The following is a 19,608-nucleotide window of genomic DNA, read 5'->3' as shown; positions in this document are numbered from 1 at the left end:
CAGTCAACACTGCTAGCCTCGGGACGTCGACAACACGGTCGACCCACGTAGAGGAGCAAAGATGCCCCGCAAGCGCATCACCCGGGCGGCCGCAGCGATCGCCGCCCTCGCAGCCACCGCACTCGTCCTCTCGGCCTGCACCAAGGTCGAGGAGGGTGAAGACGCAGCGTCGGCCTTCCCCGTGAACGACATCCGCCTGATCATCCAGGCCAACCCCGGTGGCGGCTCCGACCTCTCGTCGCGCGCCCTCGCGACCGAGCTCGAGAAGATCCTCGGCGTCAGCATCATCCCCGAGAACATGCCGGGCGCAGCAGGCGCACTCGCCATGGAGTATGTCGGCGCGCAGGACCCCGACGGTTACGTCATCGGCTTCGCGCCGGTCGAGATCGCGATGCTGAACACCACGCAGAGCGCGAACGTGCTCCCCGAGGACTTCGACCTGCTCGGCCAGATCATGCTCGCCCCCGGCGTCATCACGGTCGGCGCGAACAGCGGCATCGAGACCCTGGAAGACCTCGTCGCACAGGCCGGATCCGGCGCGGTCACGGTCGCCAACTCCGGCGCAGGCTCGATCTGGGAGGCAGCGACCATCGGCCTCGGCAACGCCACCGACGCGACCTTCACGCCCGTTCCCTACGACGGTGGCGCGACCGCCGTCGCCGCAGCAGCATCGGGTGAGACCGTCGCCGCCGTCTCCGGCCTCGGCGAGGCGCTCGCGCAGGGCGAGGCCGTGCGCATCCTCGCCGTCATGAACGACGAGCGTCACCCCGACGCGAAAGACGTCGAGACGGTCGAAGAGGCCATCGGCGAAGACGTCGTGTTCGGCGGCTGGGGTGGCATCTACGCGCCCAAGGGCCTGCCCGACGACGTGAAGTCGACACTCGAGGCCGCCGTCAAGGAAGCCGTCGAGTCCGACACCTACACGCAGTTCCAGAAGGACGCGGGCAACCTCGTGGTCTACCGCGACTCCGCCGAGTGGACCACCTTCGTCGACGAGCAGTTCACGCTGTTCAAGGACCTCCTGGGCTGAGCAGGCCCGGTCACTCAGCATGTCTCCTTCAGAAGCGGGAGTCGTCGTCGCCGACGACGACTCCCAGCGTGCACCGGCATCCCGGCCGCTCGAGATCGTCTTCGGCATCGTCGCGCTTGCCTTCTCAGCCGGCTATCTCTTCCTCACCACGCAGATCCCGCTGCGCCGTGAGGCAGCGCCCGGCCAGATCGACGCCCGGTTCTGGCCGACGGTGATCGCCGTCACCGCCGTCGTCATCGCGCTCGCGATCCTGGCCATGGCGCTCACGCGTCCCGCTCCCGGTCGCGAAGACCTCGAGCGCATCCAGCCGGGCGGCTACATCCGCGTCATCGCCACGCTCGTGATCACCTGCGCCTTCGTCGCACTCTGGTCGCTGAGCACCGTCATCCTGTTCGGTTACCGCATCGAGGTCTTCCCGATCGCCGCCGCCGTGCTGATGGCCGCTCTCATGCTGCTCTACGGCCACCGCGGCTGGATCAGCCTGATCATCTACTCGGTCTCCGTCACGGCGTTCGTCTACGTCGTGTTCGGGATGCTCCTGAGGATCCCCCTGTGAACGCACTCATGGAGGGGCTGAACTCGCTCCTCGACATCTCGATCCTGCTCTACATGCTCGTCGGCCTCGTGCTCGGCTTCATGGTCGGAGCCTTCCCCGGCATCACCGCGACCATGGCGGTCGCGCTCGCCGCCGGCTTCACGATGACCCTCGAGCCCGTGCAGGGCCTGGCAGTGCTGCTGACGATCTACGTCGCCGCCAACTTCGGCGACCGGGTGCCCTCCATCCTGATCAACACGCCAGGCACCCCGGCCTCCATCGCGACCACCCTCGACGGCTATCCGATGGCGAAGCAGGGCAGGGCCGGCCTCGCGCTGACCATCTCGGCGATCGTCTCGGCCGTCGGCATCCTCGCCTCGCTCGTGCTGTTCGCGGTGGCCGCCGTGCCGATCGCCAGCTTCGCCCGCGACTACTTCAAGTCGCCCGAGCTCTTCGCCCTCGTGGTCTTCGGCATCTCGATCATGATCGGCATCTCGTCGAAGTCGATGCTCAAGGGCATCCTGGCTGGTCTCTTCGGTCTCGCGCTCGGCACCGTCGGCACCTATGCCGCCACCGCCGATCAGCGCTTCACCTTCGGCGTGCTCGAGCTCGTCGAGGGCGTCAACTTCATTGCCGTCATCATCGGCCTCTTCGGCATCGCTGAGCTGTTCGACCAGCTGCTCACGTACCGCAAATCGAACGTGCGCCCCATCTCGAGCCTCGGCCGCTGGTGGCCCAACAGGGCAGAGCTCAAGCAGTCAGGACGCGCCACCGCGGTCGGCGGAGCGGTCGGGCTCGGCGTCGGCCTCATCCCGGCAGCCGGCGGCGACATCGCCGGACTCATCGGTTGGGAGCGGGCTCGCAAGGCCTCGAAGCATCCGGAGCTGTTCGGCAAGGGCTCGATCGAGGGCGTCGCGGCATCCGACACCGCCTCCAGCGCCACGCTCGGCGGATCACTCACCACGACGATGGCGCTCGGCATCCCCGGCGACTCCGTCATGGCGGTCATGATCGGCTCGATGATCATCTGGGGCATCACCCCCGGCCCGACGCTCTTCACGAACCGGCCGGACCTCGTCGTCTCGATCGTGGGGATCATGCTCGTCGCGACGATCCTGTCGCTGGCGCTGAGCCTGGTGCGCATGAAGGGCATGGTGAAGCTGCTCGACGTGCCGCAGCCGTATCTGTGGAGCGGCATCCTGATCTTCTGCATCATCGGCACCTACGCCACCTCGAACAGCCTGTCGACGGTGCTCACGATGCTCGTCTTCGGCGTCGTCGGCGTGCTGCTCAAGCGCATGCAGGTGCCCGCTGGTCCGGTCGTGCTCGGCCTGCTCCTCGGGCCGCTCGCCGAGGAGAACCTCGCCCGCACGCTCGCGATCCTGCCCACTCGTCCGTTCTTCGAGGTCGTCAGCCCGATCGCACTCGTGCTGCTCGCGCTCGCGGTGCTGTCGATCGTGATGCCGGCGATCCGCGCGGCCCGCACGCCTCGTGCCAAGCGGGCATCGCTCGAGGACTCGATCCTGCAGGACGAGAGCATCGTGCAGATCGAGAAGGCGCACGACGAGCTCGCAGCGAACCCCGACCTGCTCACGTCGACCGTGCGCAACGTCGACACCTCAGCCCGGGCGTCCCGCAAGGCACGCTCGTCCCGCACGAACTCCGAGGAGAACCAGAAGTGACCCGCTACGACATCCTGACCGCCGTCCCCACCGCGTTCCGCCGCGACGGGAGCCTCGACCTGGAGGGCTCGCGGGCCATCTTCCGCTTCGTGGGGCGATCGGGCAACGAGGGTGCGTTCATCCTCGGCACGACGGGGGAGTTCCCGGCGGTCGACGTCGCCGAGTTCACCGAACTGGTGGGTGCCGCGATCGACGAGCTCGCCGACCGCATGCGCGTGATCGTGCACGTCGGCCAGCCCAGCACGTACGAGGCCGTGCGGCTCGTCGAGATCGCGAAGGGGCTCGGTGCGACCGAGTTCGCCGCCCTCACGCCGTACTACCTGAAGTCGACCGAGGACGCGATCTTCGAGTACTTCACCGCGGTGTCGGATGCCGTGGGCGACGGTCGCCTCTACGTGTACATCTACCCGGCCCGCAGCGGCAACACGGTCTCGCCGGAGCTGCTCGTGCGGCTGTCGGCGCTGCCGAACATCGTCGGCGCGAAGGTGAGCGAGCTGTCGCTCGACGAGATCGCCGCGTACCGCGCCGTGGTGCCGGAGAGCTTCGACCTGTACACCGGGGCCGATCGCGACCTGATCGCCGCGGTCAGCGTGGGAGCGCAGGGCGTGGTGTCCGGCGTCTCCTCGGTGACGCCGAAGCCGTTCCGCGCGCTGGCCGACGCAGGGCGCTCGGGCGACGCCGACGCCATCGCCGCAGCGCAGACGGCCGTCGATGACGTGGTCTCGCTGATCGGCGGCGACATGGCCCGCATGAAGGAGGCGTACCGCGTGCTCGACGTGGTCGACACCCACTGCCGCATGGCGATCGCCGAGCCGACGGATGCCGAGCGCGCCGCCGTCGCGCAGGTCGTGGCCGCACACAGCTGAGGGATATCTCTTCTTCCTAGCGTGGACGCAGGGAACGACCCTGCTCCGCGCCTGGCGCGCGGGTGTCCTGCCACGAAGGAAGAACTCCTCATGACGAACACCAAAGCCCCCTCCTCCGCCGCCTCGCTCGGACTCCTCGTCCTGCGCTTCGTGGTCGGCGCGATCTTCGCAGCGCACGGCGCACAGAAGATCTTCGAGTACACGATTCCCGGCACCATCGGCAGCTTCGCCGACATGGGGGTGCCGTTGGCGGAGATCGCTGCTCCCGTGGTGGCGTTCGTCGAGCTCATCGGCGGCATCCTGCTGATCCTCGGACTCCTCACGCGTCCGGTCGGCATCATCCTGGCGATCGACATGGTCGTGGCCCTGATCCTGGTGCACCTGCCCGCGGGCCTCTGGGTCGGCGAGGGCGGGTACGAGTTCGTCGCCGTGCTCGGTGTCGCGGCGCTCGCGCTCGCGCTCACGGGTGCTGGCCGCTTCTCGATCGACGGCGCCTTCCTGCGCGGCCGCGCACCTGCCTGGCTCAGCTGAGCAGCACGCACACGAACACGGATGCCGTGGCCCGCTGGGTCACGGCATCCGTGTTTCTGCGTGGAGAGCAGGAGGTTTCATATCTCCAGAAAAGTTACGTAACCATTTTCCTTGACATCCGCTGAATTCCGGGGTTACGGTAGCGAAATCGATTTCACGCGTCCCGGGCGGAAATCGACTGCATCGTCGCAATCAACTTGCTGCCCAAAGGAGTGAACAGTGAAGTCGAACCACGCACACCCGTCCCGCCGTGCCCGAGCGCTGCGGATCACCGGCATCGCCGCCGTCGCGGCGATCGCCCTCGCAGGCTGCTCCGGTGGGAGCGACTCGGGCGACAACGGAGAGGCGGCCGGCGGAGAGCTCACGTTCTCCAACTGGCAGTTCCTCGAAGACGGCAAGGGCCCGATCATCTGGGACGCCGTCAAGGGATACACCGGCCCGAACGACGACATCGAGCTGACCAAGGTCGAGATCCCCTTCGCCAACTACGCCGACAAGCTCAGCACCGAGCTCGGCGCCGGCGGCGGACCCGACGTCATGGTCCTCCAGGACAGCCAGTTCGCCTCGCTGGTGGATGCCGGGGTGCTCGAGCCCCTCGACGACATCGCCGACGAACTCGGCGACAGCCTCAACACCACCAACGAGGCCGGCTTCTTCCAGGACGGCCAGTACGGCTTCAACTGGGAGCGGCCTACCTACAACACCGTGATCTACAACAAGGACATCTTCGCCCAGCTCGGGCTCGAGGTGCCGACCACGTTCGACGAGTTCCTCACCACGGCCGAGACCATCAAGTCGGAGCTCGGCATCGCCGGATTCGCGGGCCGCCACCAGACCGCCGAGATCGACGGATGGACGCTCGAGATGGCCAACTGGATCTACGGATTCGGCGGCGAGCTCAGCGACGGCAAGAAGCTGACGATCGACAAGGCCGAGAACGTCGAGGCGGTGGAAGCCTTCCTCAAGACCTTCGAATCGGGTGTCGCACCCATCGGCGATGACGCGTCGACCTTCCGCGCGAAGTTCGGCCAGGGTCAGGTCGGCATGCTGTTCGAGAACTCCGGCGTCGCGACGACCATCACGAGCAACCCCGACAACGTCGTGAACGGCGAGAACATGGGAGCGGCCCCGCTGCCGCTCGCGAACCCCGGCTCGAACTCGCAGCTCATCATCGCCGTCAACGCGAACAGCGACAACGTCGAGGCCGCGAAGGACTTCGTGCGCTGGATCCTCGGCGACGAGGGGCAGACCGCGATCCGCGCCGGCCTCGGGGCATCCGCCATGGCGACCGACGTCGAGCCCGACGCCGAGTTCATGGCTGCGAACCCCTGGGCTGCACAGTTCCTGGAGGCCGCCAAGACCTCGAAGTCGACGCTCGTCGAGGGCTTCGAGACCGAGAGCAAGCCGATCTGGCGCGAGGTGCTCACGGCGGTCGAAGACCTCAGGGTCAACGGCGGCGACGTCAAGAGCAGGCTCGCCGAGGTGCAGCAGGCCCTCGAAGCCGAACTCGGCTGAGCAGCGCAGTCCCGACTGCGCACCGGAGGGGCGGGACACCCCCATCCCGCCCCTCGACCCCCACACCCGAAAGGACCTCAGCATGGCCACCAGCACCCTCGAGGCGTCCCGCTCGACGCCTCGCGCTGCACCGCCGAAGCGGCCACGAGGCAGCGGAGCCGTCGGACGCTTCGTCGAGCGCAACGGCGCCTACCTCTTCCTGTTCCCGGCCATCGTGTACCTCGCGATCTTCACGGTGTTCCCGCTGATCCGCGGCTTGCTGCTGTCGTTCACCGCGACCAAGCTGGTCAACCCGGCCGGCGGCCGAGGCGTCGGCGTCGAGAACTACGAGTACCTGCTCTCGAGCGACAAGTTCTGGACCTCGGTCGTCACGACCCTGCTCTACACGCTGTTCACGGTCGTGTTCTCGGTCGGCATCGGCACGGCGGGCGCCCTCCTGCTGAACACAGCCTTCAAGGGGCGCGGCATCATCCGCGCGATCGCGACGATCCCGTGGGCCGTGCCGACCGTGGCCGCAGCGCTCATCTTCGTGTGGATCTACAACAACGAGCAGGGCATCCTCAACCGCACCACCTCGGCGCTCGGCATGGGGCAGCACGGCTGGCTGGTCGACCCGCAGTACGGCCTCTTCGCGGTGACGCTCGCCACCGTGTGGAAGCTCACCCCACTCGTGATGCTCGTCATGCTGAGCGCGCTGCAGAGCGTGCCGCAGGAACTCCGCGAGGCGACCTGGGTCGACGGCGCGACGCGCTTCCAGTCGTTCCTCGCCGTCACGCTGCCGCACCTGATGCCCACGCTCCGCGTGATCACCCTGCTCATGACGATCTGGTCGATCCGCCGCTTCGAGATCATCTTCCTCATCACCGGCGGTGGTCCGCTCGACGTCACGAACACCCTGGTCGTGAACGTGTACCGCACCGCCTTCCAAGACCAGAACCTCGGCCGCGCCGCGGCGATCGGAGCCCTCGGGCTCGTGCTGTCGCTGCTCGTCACGGTCGTGTACTTCATCGTCGAGCAGATCCAGGAACGTCAGGAGAGCCAGCGATGACCACGGAACAGTTCATCGTCGAGCAGATCCAGGAACGTCAGGAGAGCCAGCGATGACCACGGAACGCATCACCATCGATCTGCCGCGTCGTCGCGGCGTCGGCGCCAGAGTCGGCAGCCTCGGCAAGGCAGTGCTCATCACGCTGCTCGTCGTCTTCGCCGGCTTCCCCGTCTACTGGATGCTGTCGACCTCGCTCGGCACCGAGTCCTCGCTGTACGGCGGCAGCCAGCCGCTGATCCCCGAGTTCCAGAACATCGGGCAGTGGGGCGGATTCCTCTCCGACATCCCGATCTTCCGCTGGCTCGGCAACTCCTTCGTGATCGCCGCGGGCACCACGGTCCTCAGCCTGGTGCTGGCGACGATGGCCGCCTACGCGCTCAGCCGCTACCGCTTCCACGGCCGCGGCGTCGCGGGCTTCATCTTCTTCAGCACGCAGATGCTGCCCGAGGCCCTCATCATCGTGCCGCTCTACGCGATCTTCGCCGGCGCCGGGCTGCTGAACAGCCACTGGGGACTCATCCTCGCCGACACCGCGTTCGTGATGCCGGTCGCGATGTTCATCATCAAGAGCGGCATCGACAAGATCCCCTACGAGATCGAGGAGGCAGCCAGGATCGACGGATGCTCCCGGGTGCGCATCCTCACCACGATCGTGCTGCCCCTGATCATGCCGAGCATCGCGGCGGCCTCCGTCATCGCGTTCTTCGACGGCTGGAACGAGTTCATGTTCGCGAACACGTTCATCTCGTCGTCCGATCTGTGGCCGGCATCCGTCGGACTGTCGTCGTTCCTCGGCCAGTTCTACACCCCCATGAACGTCGTGATGTTCTGCGCGCTGCTGTTCGCGCTCCCGGCGATCATCTTCTTCCTGTGGGCGCAGCGAGGCATCGTCTCGGGGCTCACCGCAGGATCCGTCAAGGGCTGAGCGCCCTGCAATCTGGAGTATTCACACATGTCTGAAGGACAGGACCCGCTCTTCTCGGTGCGGGACAAGGTGGTCGTCGTCACCGGCGGCTTCGGCCAGATCGGCGCGGAGTTCGTCCGCTCGCTGCACGAGCGGGGCGCCCGCGTGGCCGTCACCTCCCGCAGCGAGGTGGCCGACCCGGCCGCGAGGCTCGGACTCGATGACCCGGAGGGACGACTGCTCGCGATCGAGATGGACATCACCGACCAGGCGAGCGTCGACGCCGGCTTCGACCGGGTCGTCGAGACCTGGGGCGTGCCGACGGTGGTCGTGAACAACGCCGGGATCGACACGCAGCCGAGCGCCCCGCCCGAGGTCTCCGGCCCCTTCGAGGAGTTCCCCGTCGACGTGTTCCGCGAGGTCGTCGACACGAACCTCGTCGGCACCTTCCTCGTCACCCAGGCGGCGGGTCGACGGATGCGGGATGCCGGACTCGGCGGCTCGATCGTGAACGTGGGTTCGATCTACGGCATGGTCTCGCCGGTACAGGACATCTACGCGTACAAGGCCGAGGACACCGGCATCCCGTTCATCAAGCCGGTCGCGTACTCGGCCGCCAAGTCGGGGCTGTACAACCTCACCCGTTACTGCGCGACGTACTGGGGTCGCGCCGGTATCCGCGTCAACACGCTCACCCCGTCGGGCGTGCGCCGCGACACGCAGGATGCGAAGTTCCAGGCGAACTACATCGAGCGGATGCCGATCGGCCGCATGGCCGAGGCCGACGAGTACAACGGCGCTCTGGTGTTCCTCGCCTCCGACGCCTCGACGTACATGACCGGCTCGAACGTGGTCGTCGACGGAGGGTGGACCGCATGGTGAACGCGGTGCTGGGCGACCGACTGTTCACGGCGGCCGTCACGCCGATGCACGCCGACGAGAGCATCGACCACTCGGCTCTCAGCGCGATGCTCGACAGCGACATCCGCCGCGGGGTCGAAGGGCTCTACGTGTGCGGCTCCTCTGGCGAGGGCGTGCTGCTCTCTGAGGCAGAGCGCATCGCCGTCGCCGAGACCGCGGTGACCGCAGCGGCCGGCCGCGTGCCGGTCGTGTCGCACGTCGGTGCGATGTCGACCGGCGAGGCGATCCGCATCGCGGGGGCCGCGAAGGATGCCGGTGTCGCGGCGATCTCGATGATCCCGCCGCTGTACTACGGCTACTCGACCCCTGACGTGGTGCGGCACTTCCGCAGCGTGATCGACGCGGTCGACCTGCCGTTCGTGCTCTACAACATCCCGCAGTTCACGGGCCGTGACATCTCGGAGGGCGGCTTCGACGAGCTGCTCGCCCTGCCGCAGGTGATCGGCGTGAAGCACACCTCGCGCAACCTGTACGGTGCCGAGCGCATCCTCAGCCGCTACCCGCACCTGTCGCTCGTGAACGGCTTCGACGAGTTCTACCTGCCTGCGCTGTCGATCGGCGCGAGCGGCGCGATCGGCACCACCGTCAGCCTGCAGATCGAGCTGTTCCTGTCGCTGCGCCGCCGCTTCGATGCCGGCGACCTCGCGGGCGCGCGCGCCGTGCAGGTGCGCATCAACGACACGGTCGAGGGCATGGTCGAGGTCGGTGTGTTCGGCGCCGCGAAATATCTCGGCGGCAAGAACTCGGTGCCGCTCGGCGACTGCCGCGCACCGCTGCCGTCGCTCGACGACGCGGGCCGCGCACGCCTGGACGCGGTGTTCGCGCGGCTGCAGGCGCACATCGCGATCACCGCTGAGGAAGACGCGCGCGCGGTCTGAACTCAGCTCCCTCGGCGCGGCATCGAGCGATCGAGCGAGCGATCGTCAGCTCTGCTGGTGCCCGTCGAGGTGCGACTCCCAGGTCCAGGCTGCCTCAGGGGCGGTTGAGATGCGGGCGATGCTCGTCTGGATCTCCCGGACGTACGCCGGCACGGAGATCGGGATCGGCGCGCTGAACACGCGCTGCGCGGTCAGGCGGGTGTCGAGGGATTCGATGGCGCCGGCGACGGTGGCGAAGACCTCTGCGAGGAGTTCGATCGCACCGATCGTGGTCACCGTGCTGCTGCCACTGCCGTGTCCGGTGAGGACATCTCCCGTCGACGACTCGTCTTCGGTCGAGATCTCCCATCGGGCATCGGTGAGTCGATTGTGCAGCGAGACGAGCGGGCGGAGGCGGTCGGCGATGTCGGCCTGCGCCTCAGCACCGAGGACGTCTTTGAGATCCGTCCTGGCGAACACATCGAGTCGCCGCCAGAGCGGCTGATTCGCCTGCGTCGGCGTGCCGGCGAGCGCGATGATGCTGCCCAGCGCGTTCTTGATCTGCGTCGCCGAGGAGGTGACCGTGGCCTGCGCGCGCGAGAGCCGTGCTTCGACGTCGCCGTGTGTGCTCTGCGACTCCGATTCCATGTCTCCAGCATGGCAGATCCGGTGCCTGTGCAGCCGAGTCGGACATGGCAGAAACTCTAGTGCTATGAAATCGATTTCGCTAGATTCGGCTCCATCATCACTGCTGATCGAGGAGGATCATGCACCATGTCAGACCAGCGCACCGTCGCGTCGCCGCCATCTCGGCATCCGTCATCGCCCTCGCTCTCGCGCTCGCCGGATGCGGCGGTGGTGACCCGGTGACCGTCGACCCGGATCCGGACAAGCCCTTCGTACTCGAGGGGGTGACCGACCTCACCGAGATCGCGCAGCTCACCGGCCCGGACGCGATGAACGACACGGCCGCCGTCTCGGTCGCAGGTACCGACCTCGGCTCGATGGTGAACGTCGGCGACAGGACGTTCTTCCTGTTCGGCGACACCTTCGGGGAGCGCGATCCAGAGTCGATCGGTGGGCAGGGCGGGTTCTGGAGATCGAACGTCGCCGCCTGGACGACCGACGACGATCCGACCGACGGCATCGACTTCGAGGGTTGGGTCGAGGATGACATCGGGCTCGCCGCCGCCCTGATCGAGGGCGATCATGATGCGAACGGCGCCGGCGGCGAGGTCACGAAGATCCCGACCTACGGCTTCGCGGTCGGCGACACGATCTACGTCTCGTACATGTCGGTGCGTTTCTGGGGCGAGCCAGGCGCCTGGGATGCCAATCGTGCGGCGCTGATCGTCTCGCGCGACGGCGGCGAGACCTGGACTCCGGTCGACGGTGTCGAGTGGCCGGGCGACTCGAACTTCGTGCAGGTCGCGACGGCGCAGGTCACGGACGGCGGGGAGGACTGGATCTACTTCTGGTCGATCCCGTCCGGTCGTTTCGGTGGCGTGCAGCTCATGCGGGTACGGGCCACCGAGGACGCGGTCGAGGACCAGTCGGCCTACTCGTACTTCGCGGGGGTCGACGGCGAGACCCCGCGGTGGAGCGACGACATGGCGGATGCCGAGACCATCGTCGATGGCACGATCGGCGAGCTCTCGGTGATGTGGTCGACGTACCTCGAGCGCTGGATCATGACGTATTCGGATGGCGGGAACGCGTACATCCGAGAGGGGATCACGCCGTGGGGCCCGTGGGGCGAACCGCTCGAACTCGTCTCCGGCGCGGAGTATCCGTCGCTGTACTCGCCCTATCTCAACCCCCGCTACGTGACCGAGGACGGGCGCCGCATCCACTTCACGCTGTCGCTGTGGAACCCGTACAACGTGTTCTGGTTCTCCGCCGACCTGCAACGCGCCGACTGACAGAAGCGGTGTTCGATCCCTTGCGCATGAAATCGATTTCGCTTACTCTGGCGCATACCCGGTCGCCGAAGACCGACAGCAGGGCGGTTGTCCTTCGGTGCAGGCCGAGCACACAGCAGCGACTCGATGAGGAGTCCGTTCCTGAGGAGGAACCATGAGAATGACCACTCGCACGCGCAGGGCGACGATCGCAGCCATCGGCGCGATCACCGTCGGCACGATGCTCGCAGCCTGCGGGTCCGGCACGCCGGGAGAATCCGCCGGCGGCGACGCCGGGGCGGACGGCGTCACCACGATCCAGTTCTGGCACCGCAACTTCACGCCGGTGGAGAACGAGTGGTACGCCGACATCGTGAAGAAGTTCAACGCATCGCAGGACAAGATCAAGGTCGTCGACACCGAGGTGCCGGCCGATGCCTGGGATCAGAAGATGAAGGCGGCCCAGGCGGCAGGCAAGGCGCCGGACGTCTACACGAGCTCCGCCAACCTGCAGGACCTCGTGAATGCCGGGTCGGTGCACGAACTCGACTCGATCGTCCCGAAGGAGGCGATCGGGGAGATCCTCGACAACGCGACCTCGATCTCCGAGATCGACGGCAAGCACTACGCGTACCCGCTGCTGCTCGAGCCGCAGACCGTGCTGTTCTGGAACACCGACATGCTCGACGCCGCCGGGGTCGACTCCTCGGCTGCTCCCGAGACCTGGGACGATCTGCTCGCGGCGTGCGCGAAGATCCAGCCGACCCTGTCGGACGGCCAGTACTGCATCTCGCCGGCGCAGGATGCCGTGACCATGGCCTGGTCGACCGTCGGCCAGCAGTACAACTTCGCCGATCACCTCGCACTCACGGATGACTGGACCGCTCCCTCCATCGATGACGACGGCTACCGCGCGTTGATGGAGCAGTACAAGGTGCTGTGGGACAAGGGGTACATGCCCAAGCAGCCGCTCGCGGCCTACGTCGCCGGCGAGGACTTCGGACAGCAGAAGGTCGCCTTCAAGGTCTCCGGCTCGTGGATGATGTCGGAGATCGGCTCGGACTACGCCGACCTGCTGGCGAAGACCGGCGTCGGCAAGTTCCCGAGTTCCTCCGACGCCGACGGACGCACCTCGACCACCATGGGCAACTTCACGTGGGTCGTCGACGCGAAGAGCAAGAGCCCCGAGGCCGCAGGCGAGTTCCTCTCCTGGGCGATCGCGGGCGACCCGGAGAACCTCGTGCCGTTCTTCGTGAACACGCAGTTCACGAAGGTGCCGGTTCGCCAGTCGGTGCAGGATGCCGTCGCGGCGAGCGAGGAAGCAGCAGACGCCCCGTGGTCGAGCATCATCGTCGACGACATCGCGCCCGACGCCATCGCCGGACCCACCTACCCGTGGGACGTGAACCTCGCAGTCGGCACCGCGATGGAATCGGTCATGAAGGGCTCGGCATCCGTGGACGACGCGATCAAGACCGCCGACGCCGCGATCCAGACCGTCATCGATCGTGACGGCCTGGCCGACAAGGCGCCGAAGAACTGACCTGCTCGTGCGGGGTCGGCTCACCGCCGGCCCCGCGCGGCCCGCATCCGACATCACGACGAGGTGGAAATGGCCAGTCAGGCTGTACAGGAACGCCGGGAGATCCGGCAGCGACAGGATCGCTATCGATATCGGGACAACAAGACCGCGTACTGGTTCCTGCTGCCGGTGCTGGTGCTGCTGGGCATCTTCGTGCTCTGGCCGGCGATCTACGCCGGCTACCTGTCCTTCCAGGACTGGAGCTTCTACAAGGATCCGGAATTCGTCGGCATCCGCAACTACGCGAACGTGCTGAAGGACCCGCTGTTCCTGGCGACGATCGGCCGAGGGTTCGCCTTCGTGCTCCTCACGGTTCCGGTGATGCTGGTGCTGGCCTTCCTCTTCGCCAGCCTCGTCGTGGCGGTCTCGCGCAGAGCGGCCAGCGTGCTGAAGGTCAGCATCTACATCCCGACGATCATCTCGGCTGTGATCGCATCGATCATCTTCGTGCTGATCTACAACTACTCCGGCGGTCTGCTCAACGCGTTCCTCGGCACGTTCGGGATCGAGCCGATCGCATGGATCGGTGACCCGAAATGGGCGCTGATCGCCATCGCGGTCCCTGCCATCTGGCTGGGCATGGGCCTGACCTCGCTGATCATGGTGGCCGCGATGGTCGACATCCCGGCCGAGTACTACGAGGCGGCCGCGATGGAAGGCGCCAACTGGTGGCAGAAGACGGCGTACATCACGATCCCGCAGATGAAGAACGTCGTGCTCTATCTGCTCATCACCGGGTTCGTCGCGGCGATCCAGCAGTTCGAGCTGCCCCTCGTGATGACGCAGGGCGGGCCACTGGACTCCACCACGCTGCCGAACCTGTTCATCTTCAATCACTTCCGCAACGACGTGAACGTCGGCTACTCGATCGCGGCGGCACTGCTGCTGTTCGTCGTGCTGGGATCCATCTCGGCGCTGGTGTTCAAGTTCGTCAATTCCGAGAGGCTGGTCGACTGAGATGGCCGTCATGCAGGAGACCACCCGTATCGTGCTCGCCGGCAAGGAGCCGCGCTCGACCCGCACGCCTCGCAGCGCGGGAGGCTGGCTGATCGTCCTCGGCAAGGTGATCGTCGGGGCGATGTTCGTCATCGCATCGCTGTTCCCGCTCGCCTGGATGATCATCGCCGGGTTCAAGTCGAAGACGGAAGTCGTCGAGACGCCGTTCCAGTTCTTCCCCGAGGTCTGGCTCTGGCAGAACTATACCCAGATCCTGGCCGACCCCACCTTCCTGCGGACGCTGCTGTGGACGTTCTTCGGTGCCGTGCTGTTCACCGTGGGAAGTCTCGCGGTCAACTCGCTCGCCGCATACGCATTCGCTCGCCTCGACTTCCGCTTCAAAGGGCTGATCTGGGGGATCGTGATCACCACGATGTTCATCCCGGGGATGACGATCCTGCTCACCAGCTTCATCGTCGTCACGCGACTCTCGATGCTCGACACCCTGAGCGTGCTCGTGATCCCGGGGCTCGCGAGCGCCGGCATGGTGTTCTTCATCCGCCAGTTCTACCTGAACATCCCGAAGAGCCTCGAGGAGGCGGCGATGCTCGACGGATGCGGCAGATTCGGCATCTTCGTGCGCATCTTCCTGCCGCTGTCGAAGCCGCCGTTCGTCGTCATGGGGATCACGGCGTTCCTCGCCTACTGGAACTCGTACGTCTGGCCGATCCTCACGATCACCTCGCCGGACAAGTTCGTGCTCCAGCAGTATCTGGCCACGTTCCGCTCCGAGCGCAGCACCGAGCTCGGGCTGCTGATGGCGGGATCCGTGCTCGCGGCGGCGCCCGTGATCATCCTGTTCCTGATCTTCCAGCGGCAGATCATCGGCAACATCAAGATGGCGGGTCTGAAGTAACACCAGTTGCAGGACCGAGAGGAGAGGTCGATGGAGACCGACAACACGCACGGACCACGGATCAGTCGCAGGGGAGTGCTGCAGGGAGCAGTGGCGGTGGGAGCGGCGTTCCTCGCCTCGACCGCGGTCCCGGCACCCGCCAGCGCGGCAGGACTCACGGTGTCGCGCATCAAGGTGCTCGCCGGCACGCAGAGTCCGGTGCAGTACGGGGTCGGTGCGACCGACCTCGGCATCCCGGTGCGCACCCCGGATGGGCGGATGCTGTTCATGTTCGGCGACACCTGGGCCGACGGGGTGGGCGGCACGAACTGGCGCTCGCCGGTCGCACTGTACTCGTCGACCACGAACCTCAATGCCGGCGTCACGTTCAACGGATGCGCCGGGGCGGGCGCGAACACGCAGGGCACGGCGCCGCAGCTCTGGTACTACCCGCACGACGCGTACTTCACCACCGTGATCCCGTCCGACGTGATCACGATCGGATCGCGCATGTACCTGCATGCGATCGTGAACGGACCGCAGTTCGGGGTCGTCCGCTGGACGGAGCTGTGGAAGTCCGACGACAACGGCGCCACCTGGCAGCACACCGGACTGCAGTTCCCGGCCGACATGGCAGGGGGGAAGTTCCAGTGCATCACGTGGGGGCTCGGCAACGACGGCTACGTGTACATCTACGGCACCGGCTTCCAGCGCGACAAGGGCATCGTGCTCTACCGCGTGCCGTCGAACAGCATGACCACGCTCTCGGCGTATCAGCCGTGGGGCTTCGCGAACGGCTCATGGGGCTGGGGCAAACCGGTCACGGAGGTGCTGTCAGGCGGCTTCGGCGAGATGTGCCTGCGGCCGCTCGGCGGCAAGTGGATCCTCACGTGGTTCAACGGCCCGGGGTACCGGATCGACGCGATGGTGCTGAATACGCCGACCGACAACCTCTACACCGCGACCAAGACCACGCTGCTCACCGGCACGGAGTGGAACACGGAGGATGCCTCGCACGTCGCACAGCTGTACGGCGGCTACATCATCCCCGGATCGACGCTGTCTGATCTGCACCTCAGCGTCAGCCAATGGAAGACGAGCGACAACAGCGTCTACCACTCCGAGCAGTTCCGGGTGCAGGGATTGGTCTGAGACCCGACCGCAGCGTCGCCCTCTGCGGCGGTCACAGTGCGACGGTCAGAGTGCGGCGGTCAGAGCTCGGCGTGGCCGGAGAGGATCACATCGGCGCGGCCGCCGACCCACACCCGGTCGGCATCGTGGGCGATCAGCACCCGGCCGCGGCGTCCGATCGCCGTGCCCTGAGCCGTGAGATACGGCGGGTGTGCGCGGCCCGTCGCGATCAGCCACTCCGCAGCCGCGGCGTTCAGGCTGCCGGTCACCGGGTCCTCCCTGAGCGGTTCGTCGCCGTCCGTGAAGAAGGCGCGCAGTTCGAAGGCGGTCTCCGAGCCGGGTTCCTGAGCGCCGATCACACCGATGTCCCACCGACCGGGATGGGCTGATGCATCAGGGCGGATGCCGAGCACCGTGTCAGCGCCGTCGAGCAGCAGCCCCACCCATCCGGGCCCGTTGTCGAGCCACTCGGCCGCCAGCACCGTCTCATGACCGATGCCGAGGATCTCGGTCAGCGTCCTGATGAGCTCGGGTGCGACTGCACCGGAGCGGATCCGCGGCGGTGAGGCGAAGGCGAGGCGATCGCCGTCGACTCGCACCGGGATCAGGCCCGCCTCGCACTGCTGCACCACGATGTCGGGGGCCGAGGGGACGCCGCCGGCATCGAGCCATGCCCTGGCGGTTCCCAGTGTGGGATGCCCGGCGAACGGAAGCTCGGTGTGCAGGCTGAAGATGCGCACTCGGTAGTCCGCCGAAGGATCGGTCGGGGGCAGCACGAAGGTGCATTCGGAGAGGTTGGTCCAGGCCGAGAACCGGCGCAGGTCGTCGTCGCCGAGGCCCTCTGCATCGAGCACCACGGCGACCGGATTCCCGGTGCCGGGGGTCTCGCCGAACACGTCGACCTGCCGGAATCTGCGTTGCATCCCTGCAGAGTATCGGGCGATCAGCTGGTCAGTCCTGTGGCTCGCGCGATGGCGACGCGCCGATGTCCGGCACCGGAGCGGTTCCTAGGTGGACCTCCAGGTCGTCGGCCGTCGGGGTCTTCGGGCGACGCGCGGTGGGCCGGTCGAGGTAGAACAGCGCGGTCGAGGCGATGTCGTCGCGGAGCGGGAGGTAGCGCCAGCCGCTCCGCCACCCCAGAGCCTGGATGTCGACCTTCGGGATACCGGTCGAGAAGTGGATCGGGTCGAGCAGGTGCCAGCGGTACATGCCGAACCGCTGCTGGCTCACGTACAACCCGTCCGGTCGGATGACCTGCGGCATCCCGAGGTACGGCGTCGAGAACTCGGTGTAGCCCTTCCCCGGGATATCGAAGTTCCAGGCGCCGCCGAAGTAGTCCTCGGTGCCGGTGCCGCAGATGGTCGGGTAGTCGGTGTCGTCGTCGAGGTAGAACTTGATCTCGCCCTCGCCCCACCAGCCGTTCGAGTTCACACCCCAGGCGATGTAGGTGCCGACGTACTGCCCCTGCCCTTCGATGCCCTCGAGGATCACATGCGGGGTGAGGTCTTCCAGGGGGTTCGATCGCCGCCACTGCGCATGGAAATAGGCATCGTTGGAATGGTCGCCGCCGACCTCGTAGGTCACCTGGTAGTAGACGCGCACATCGACGACCGAGGTGTTCTCGATGGTCAGCCTGGCACCGTCCCTGAACGGCATCGGCCAGTAGGAGTTGAAGCCGCCGTGCGGGTTCGCTGCGATCGTCTGCGAGTTCACCTGCGCGAACACGCCCCATCCGTTGCAGAAGAAGTCGCCGTAGGGGACCTCGACCGCCGGCTCGTCCGAACCGTCCCAATAGGCGCGCAGCAGCAGCGTGCGCCAGTTGTCGGTGTGCGTCGTGATCCAGATGTGCGTGATCTTGCCAGCGCCCTGGATGTTCGCGAGTTCGAGCGTCTCGCCGGCCTTGATGTCCATGCTGGGCGAGATCTTCCAGCCGGGGCCGAGGTCGCGTGCGCATGATGCGCCCGTGCCCTCGGTCGCCCGGCCTCCGCCCCCAGCGGAACCGTCGAAGTTCTCCGGCGAGATGGATCGGGTCTGGACCGGTCGCAACGCTGCGAGGGACGCCAGATCTGAGGTTGCAGAAGTCATGGGCGCCAATGTAATCGATTTCACATCAGATCTCTAGACATCGGATGCGTGCGCGATACTGTTGCTTCACCTCCGGTCAGGCCGGAGAGGCAGTGAGGGTGTATGGCTACGATCTACGACGTCGCGGAGCTCGCCGGCGTGTCTCCGGCGACGGTCTCCCGCGTCTTCAACGGCACGAGCGTGTCGGAGGAGAAGGTCGCAGCCGTGCGGCTCGCGGCGGAGAAGCTCAGTTTCACGCCGAACCGCACCGCCCGCACCCTGCGCCGTCAGAGCTCTGAGGTCATCGCGCTCGTCATCCCCGACATCGAGAATCCGTACTTCACCGAGATGGCCCGCGGCGTCGAGGATGTCGCATCGGAGGCCGGGTACTCGGTCGTGCTGTGCAACACGGATGCGCAGCTCGAGAAGGAGGCGACGTATCTGCGGATCGCGATCGCCGAGCACATGTCAGGCATCATCATCGCGACGGCCGATGAGCAGTCGGATCTCGGCAGCATCCTCGCGACCGGTCGACCGGTCGTCGCAGTCGACCGCGGCACGACCTACGACATCGACGGCGTCGTCATGGCCAACCGCGCTGCCGGCACCTCGGCGACGAACGACCTGATCAACGCGGGATACCGCCGTATCGCCTACATCGGTGGGCCGGAGCACATCGATACCGCGGCAGAGCGTGCGGCCGGGTGGCGGGCTGCGCTCTCCGCGGCGCACCCCGACCTCGACCTCGTCGAGCTGGCGCGCTTCGCGACCTTCCGCGTCGACGGCGGCCGCGCCGCGATGGAGGAGCTGCTGGCGCTGCCGGAACCCCCGGATGCGGTGGTCGCCGGAAACAACCTCATCGGCGTCGGCGCGATCCAGGTGCTGACCGAGCACGGGCTCACGCCTCCCGAGGTCGGCGTCGCCGTGATCGGCTCGCTGCCCTTCACGACGCTGTCGCCCACCGCGGTCACCGTCGTGCGGCTGCCGGCTCGGCACATGGGAGTTACCGCGGCTCGGATGCTGCTGGAGCGCATCGCCGGAGACGATCAGCCGGCTCGCACCGTCGTGCTGCGCAACGAGGTGCAGCCGGCGAGCCCGCGGGCCTGAGCCGTCCTCCGGCAGGCCTCGCTCGCCTCGCCGCCGCATTCGCGGCCTGTGTTCATGCAACGCACGGCACTGCCGCTTGCGTCATGAAATCGATTTCGCGTAC

General features: G+C 66.9%; 19 protein-coding genes. 16 read left to right on the top strand and 3 right to left on the bottom strand.

Translation table 11 applies throughout. From position 1 onward, the window contains the following. Nucleotides 1–61: 61 nt before the first annotated feature. The 10 genes from RS83_RS04240 (at nucleotide 62) to RS83_RS04195 (ending at nucleotide 9,910) form a co-directional block, all read left to right on the top strand. Nucleotides 62–1,030, top strand: a complete 969-nt coding sequence (locus RS83_RS04240) for a tripartite tricarboxylate transporter substrate binding protein (RefSeq protein ID WP_045278273.1) — start codon at nucleotides 62–64, stop codon at nucleotides 1,028–1,030. A 19-nt stretch (nucleotides 1,031–1,049) separates the two neighbouring features. Beyond that, on the top strand, nucleotides 1,050–1,586 hold the full coding sequence (locus RS83_RS04235; RefSeq protein ID WP_045278272.1) for a tripartite tricarboxylate transporter TctB family protein: 537 nt from the start codon (nucleotides 1,050–1,052) through the stop codon (nucleotides 1,584–1,586). Beyond that, nucleotides 1,583–3,247, top strand: a complete 1,665-nt coding sequence (locus RS83_RS04230) for a tripartite tricarboxylate transporter permease (protein ID WP_045278271.1) — start codon at nucleotides 1,583–1,585, stop codon at nucleotides 3,245–3,247. Before RS83_RS04235 ends, RS83_RS04230 begins: the two co-directional genes overlap by 4 nt. Beyond that, nucleotides 3,244–4,113: a dihydrodipicolinate synthase family protein gene (locus tag RS83_RS04225; RefSeq protein WP_045278270.1), complete on the top strand. Its 870-nt coding sequence runs from the start codon at nucleotides 3,244–3,246 to the stop codon at nucleotides 4,111–4,113. Before RS83_RS04230 ends, RS83_RS04225 begins: the two co-directional genes overlap by 4 nt. Before the next feature lie 90 nt (nucleotides 4,114–4,203). Continuing rightward, nucleotides 4,204–4,644: a DoxX family protein gene (locus RS83_RS04220; protein ID WP_045278269.1), complete on the top strand. Its 441-nt coding sequence runs from the start codon at nucleotides 4,204–4,206 to the stop codon at nucleotides 4,642–4,644. Between the two features lie 219 nt (nucleotides 4,645–4,863). After that, nucleotides 4,864–6,159, top strand: coding sequence for an ABC transporter substrate-binding protein (locus tag RS83_RS04215; protein ID WP_045278268.1), 1,296 nt, complete (start codon nucleotides 4,864–4,866; stop codon nucleotides 6,157–6,159). Nucleotides 6,160–6,241: 82 nt separating this feature from the next. Beyond that, a complete protein-coding gene (locus RS83_RS04210) occupies nucleotides 6,242–7,207 on the top strand; it encodes a carbohydrate ABC transporter permease (protein ID WP_052678837.1) in 966 nt (321 codons plus the stop codon). Between the two features lie 52 nt (nucleotides 7,208–7,259). Then, the gene (locus RS83_RS04205; protein ID WP_045278267.1) at nucleotides 7,260–8,132 is read left to right on the top strand and encodes a carbohydrate ABC transporter permease; all 873 of its coding nucleotides are present in this window, start codon (nucleotides 7,260–7,262) and stop codon (nucleotides 8,130–8,132) included. Nucleotides 8,133–8,159: 27 nt separating this feature from the next. Then, nucleotides 8,160–8,993: an SDR family oxidoreductase gene (locus tag RS83_RS04200; RefSeq protein ID WP_045278266.1), complete on the top strand. Its 834-nt coding sequence runs from the start codon at nucleotides 8,160–8,162 to the stop codon at nucleotides 8,991–8,993. After that, nucleotides 8,987–9,910, top strand: a complete 924-nt coding sequence (locus RS83_RS04195) for a dihydrodipicolinate synthase family protein (RefSeq protein ID WP_045278265.1) — start codon at nucleotides 8,987–8,989, stop codon at nucleotides 9,908–9,910. Before RS83_RS04200 ends, RS83_RS04195 begins: the two co-directional genes overlap by 7 nt. Nucleotides 9,911–9,955: 45 nt before the next feature. On the opposite strand, the gene RS83_RS04190 is transcribed toward RS83_RS04195, so the two are convergent. Next, a complete protein-coding gene (locus RS83_RS04190) occupies nucleotides 9,956–10,537 on the bottom strand; it encodes a hypothetical protein (protein ID WP_045278264.1) in 582 nt (193 codons plus the stop codon). A 119-nt stretch (nucleotides 10,538–10,656) separates the two neighbouring features. Here RS83_RS04190 and RS83_RS04185 point away from each other — a divergent pair, with 119 nt between their 5' ends. From RS83_RS04185 to RS83_RS04165, 5 genes are all read left to right on the top strand, one after another. After that, entirely contained in the window at nucleotides 10,657–11,811 is a 1,155-nt protein-coding gene (locus RS83_RS04185; protein ID WP_045278263.1) for a DUF4185 domain-containing protein, read from the top strand. 154 nt (nucleotides 11,812–11,965) lie between these two features. Beyond that, a complete protein-coding gene (locus RS83_RS04180; protein WP_045278262.1) occupies nucleotides 11,966–13,333 on the top strand; it encodes an ABC transporter substrate-binding protein in 1,368 nt (455 codons plus the stop codon). Between the two features lie 69 nt (nucleotides 13,334–13,402). Beyond that, complete coding sequence (locus RS83_RS04175) at nucleotides 13,403–14,329, top strand: carbohydrate ABC transporter permease (protein WP_045278261.1); 927 nt, start codon at nucleotides 13,403–13,405, stop codon at nucleotides 14,327–14,329. Between the two features lies 1 nt (nucleotide 14,330). Next, nucleotides 14,331–15,224, top strand: a complete 894-nt coding sequence (locus RS83_RS04170; RefSeq protein WP_045278260.1) for a carbohydrate ABC transporter permease — start codon at nucleotides 14,331–14,333, stop codon at nucleotides 15,222–15,224. Nucleotides 15,225–15,254: 30 nt separating this feature from the next. Then, nucleotides 15,255–16,355, top strand: coding sequence for a DUF4185 domain-containing protein (locus RS83_RS04165; RefSeq protein WP_045278259.1), 1,101 nt, complete (start codon nucleotides 15,255–15,257; stop codon nucleotides 16,353–16,355). Nucleotides 16,356–16,414: 59 nt separating this feature from the next. Here RS83_RS04165 and RS83_RS04160 read toward each other — a convergent pair whose 3' ends face one another. Together RS83_RS04160 and RS83_RS04155 are read right to left on the bottom strand one after the other, a co-directional pair. Beyond that, nucleotides 16,415–17,257, bottom strand: coding sequence for a PhzF family phenazine biosynthesis protein (locus tag RS83_RS04160; protein WP_045278258.1), 843 nt, complete (start codon nucleotides 17,255–17,257; stop codon nucleotides 16,415–16,417). Nucleotides 17,258–17,285: 28 nt separating this feature from the next. After that, nucleotides 17,286–18,419: a glycoside hydrolase family 172 protein gene (locus RS83_RS04155; RefSeq protein ID WP_045278257.1), complete on the bottom strand. Its 1,134-nt coding sequence runs from the start codon at nucleotides 18,417–18,419 to the stop codon at nucleotides 17,286–17,288. Nucleotides 18,420–18,521: 102 nt separating this feature from the next. On the opposite strand from RS83_RS04155, the gene RS83_RS04150 reads away from it, so the two are divergent. Next, on the top strand, nucleotides 18,522–19,505 hold the full coding sequence (locus RS83_RS04150; RefSeq protein WP_045278256.1) for a LacI family DNA-binding transcriptional regulator: 984 nt from the start codon (nucleotides 18,522–18,524) through the stop codon (nucleotides 19,503–19,505). Nucleotides 19,506–19,608: the final 103 nt, after the last annotated feature.

The organism is Microbacterium oxydans (assembly GCF_000956525.1).
Classification (GTDB): Bacteria; Actinomycetota; Actinomycetes; order Actinomycetales; family Microbacteriaceae; genus Microbacterium; species Microbacterium oxydans_A.
Note: the sequence above shows the minus strand (reverse complement) of the source record. Positions and strands in the feature narration are given on the sequence as shown.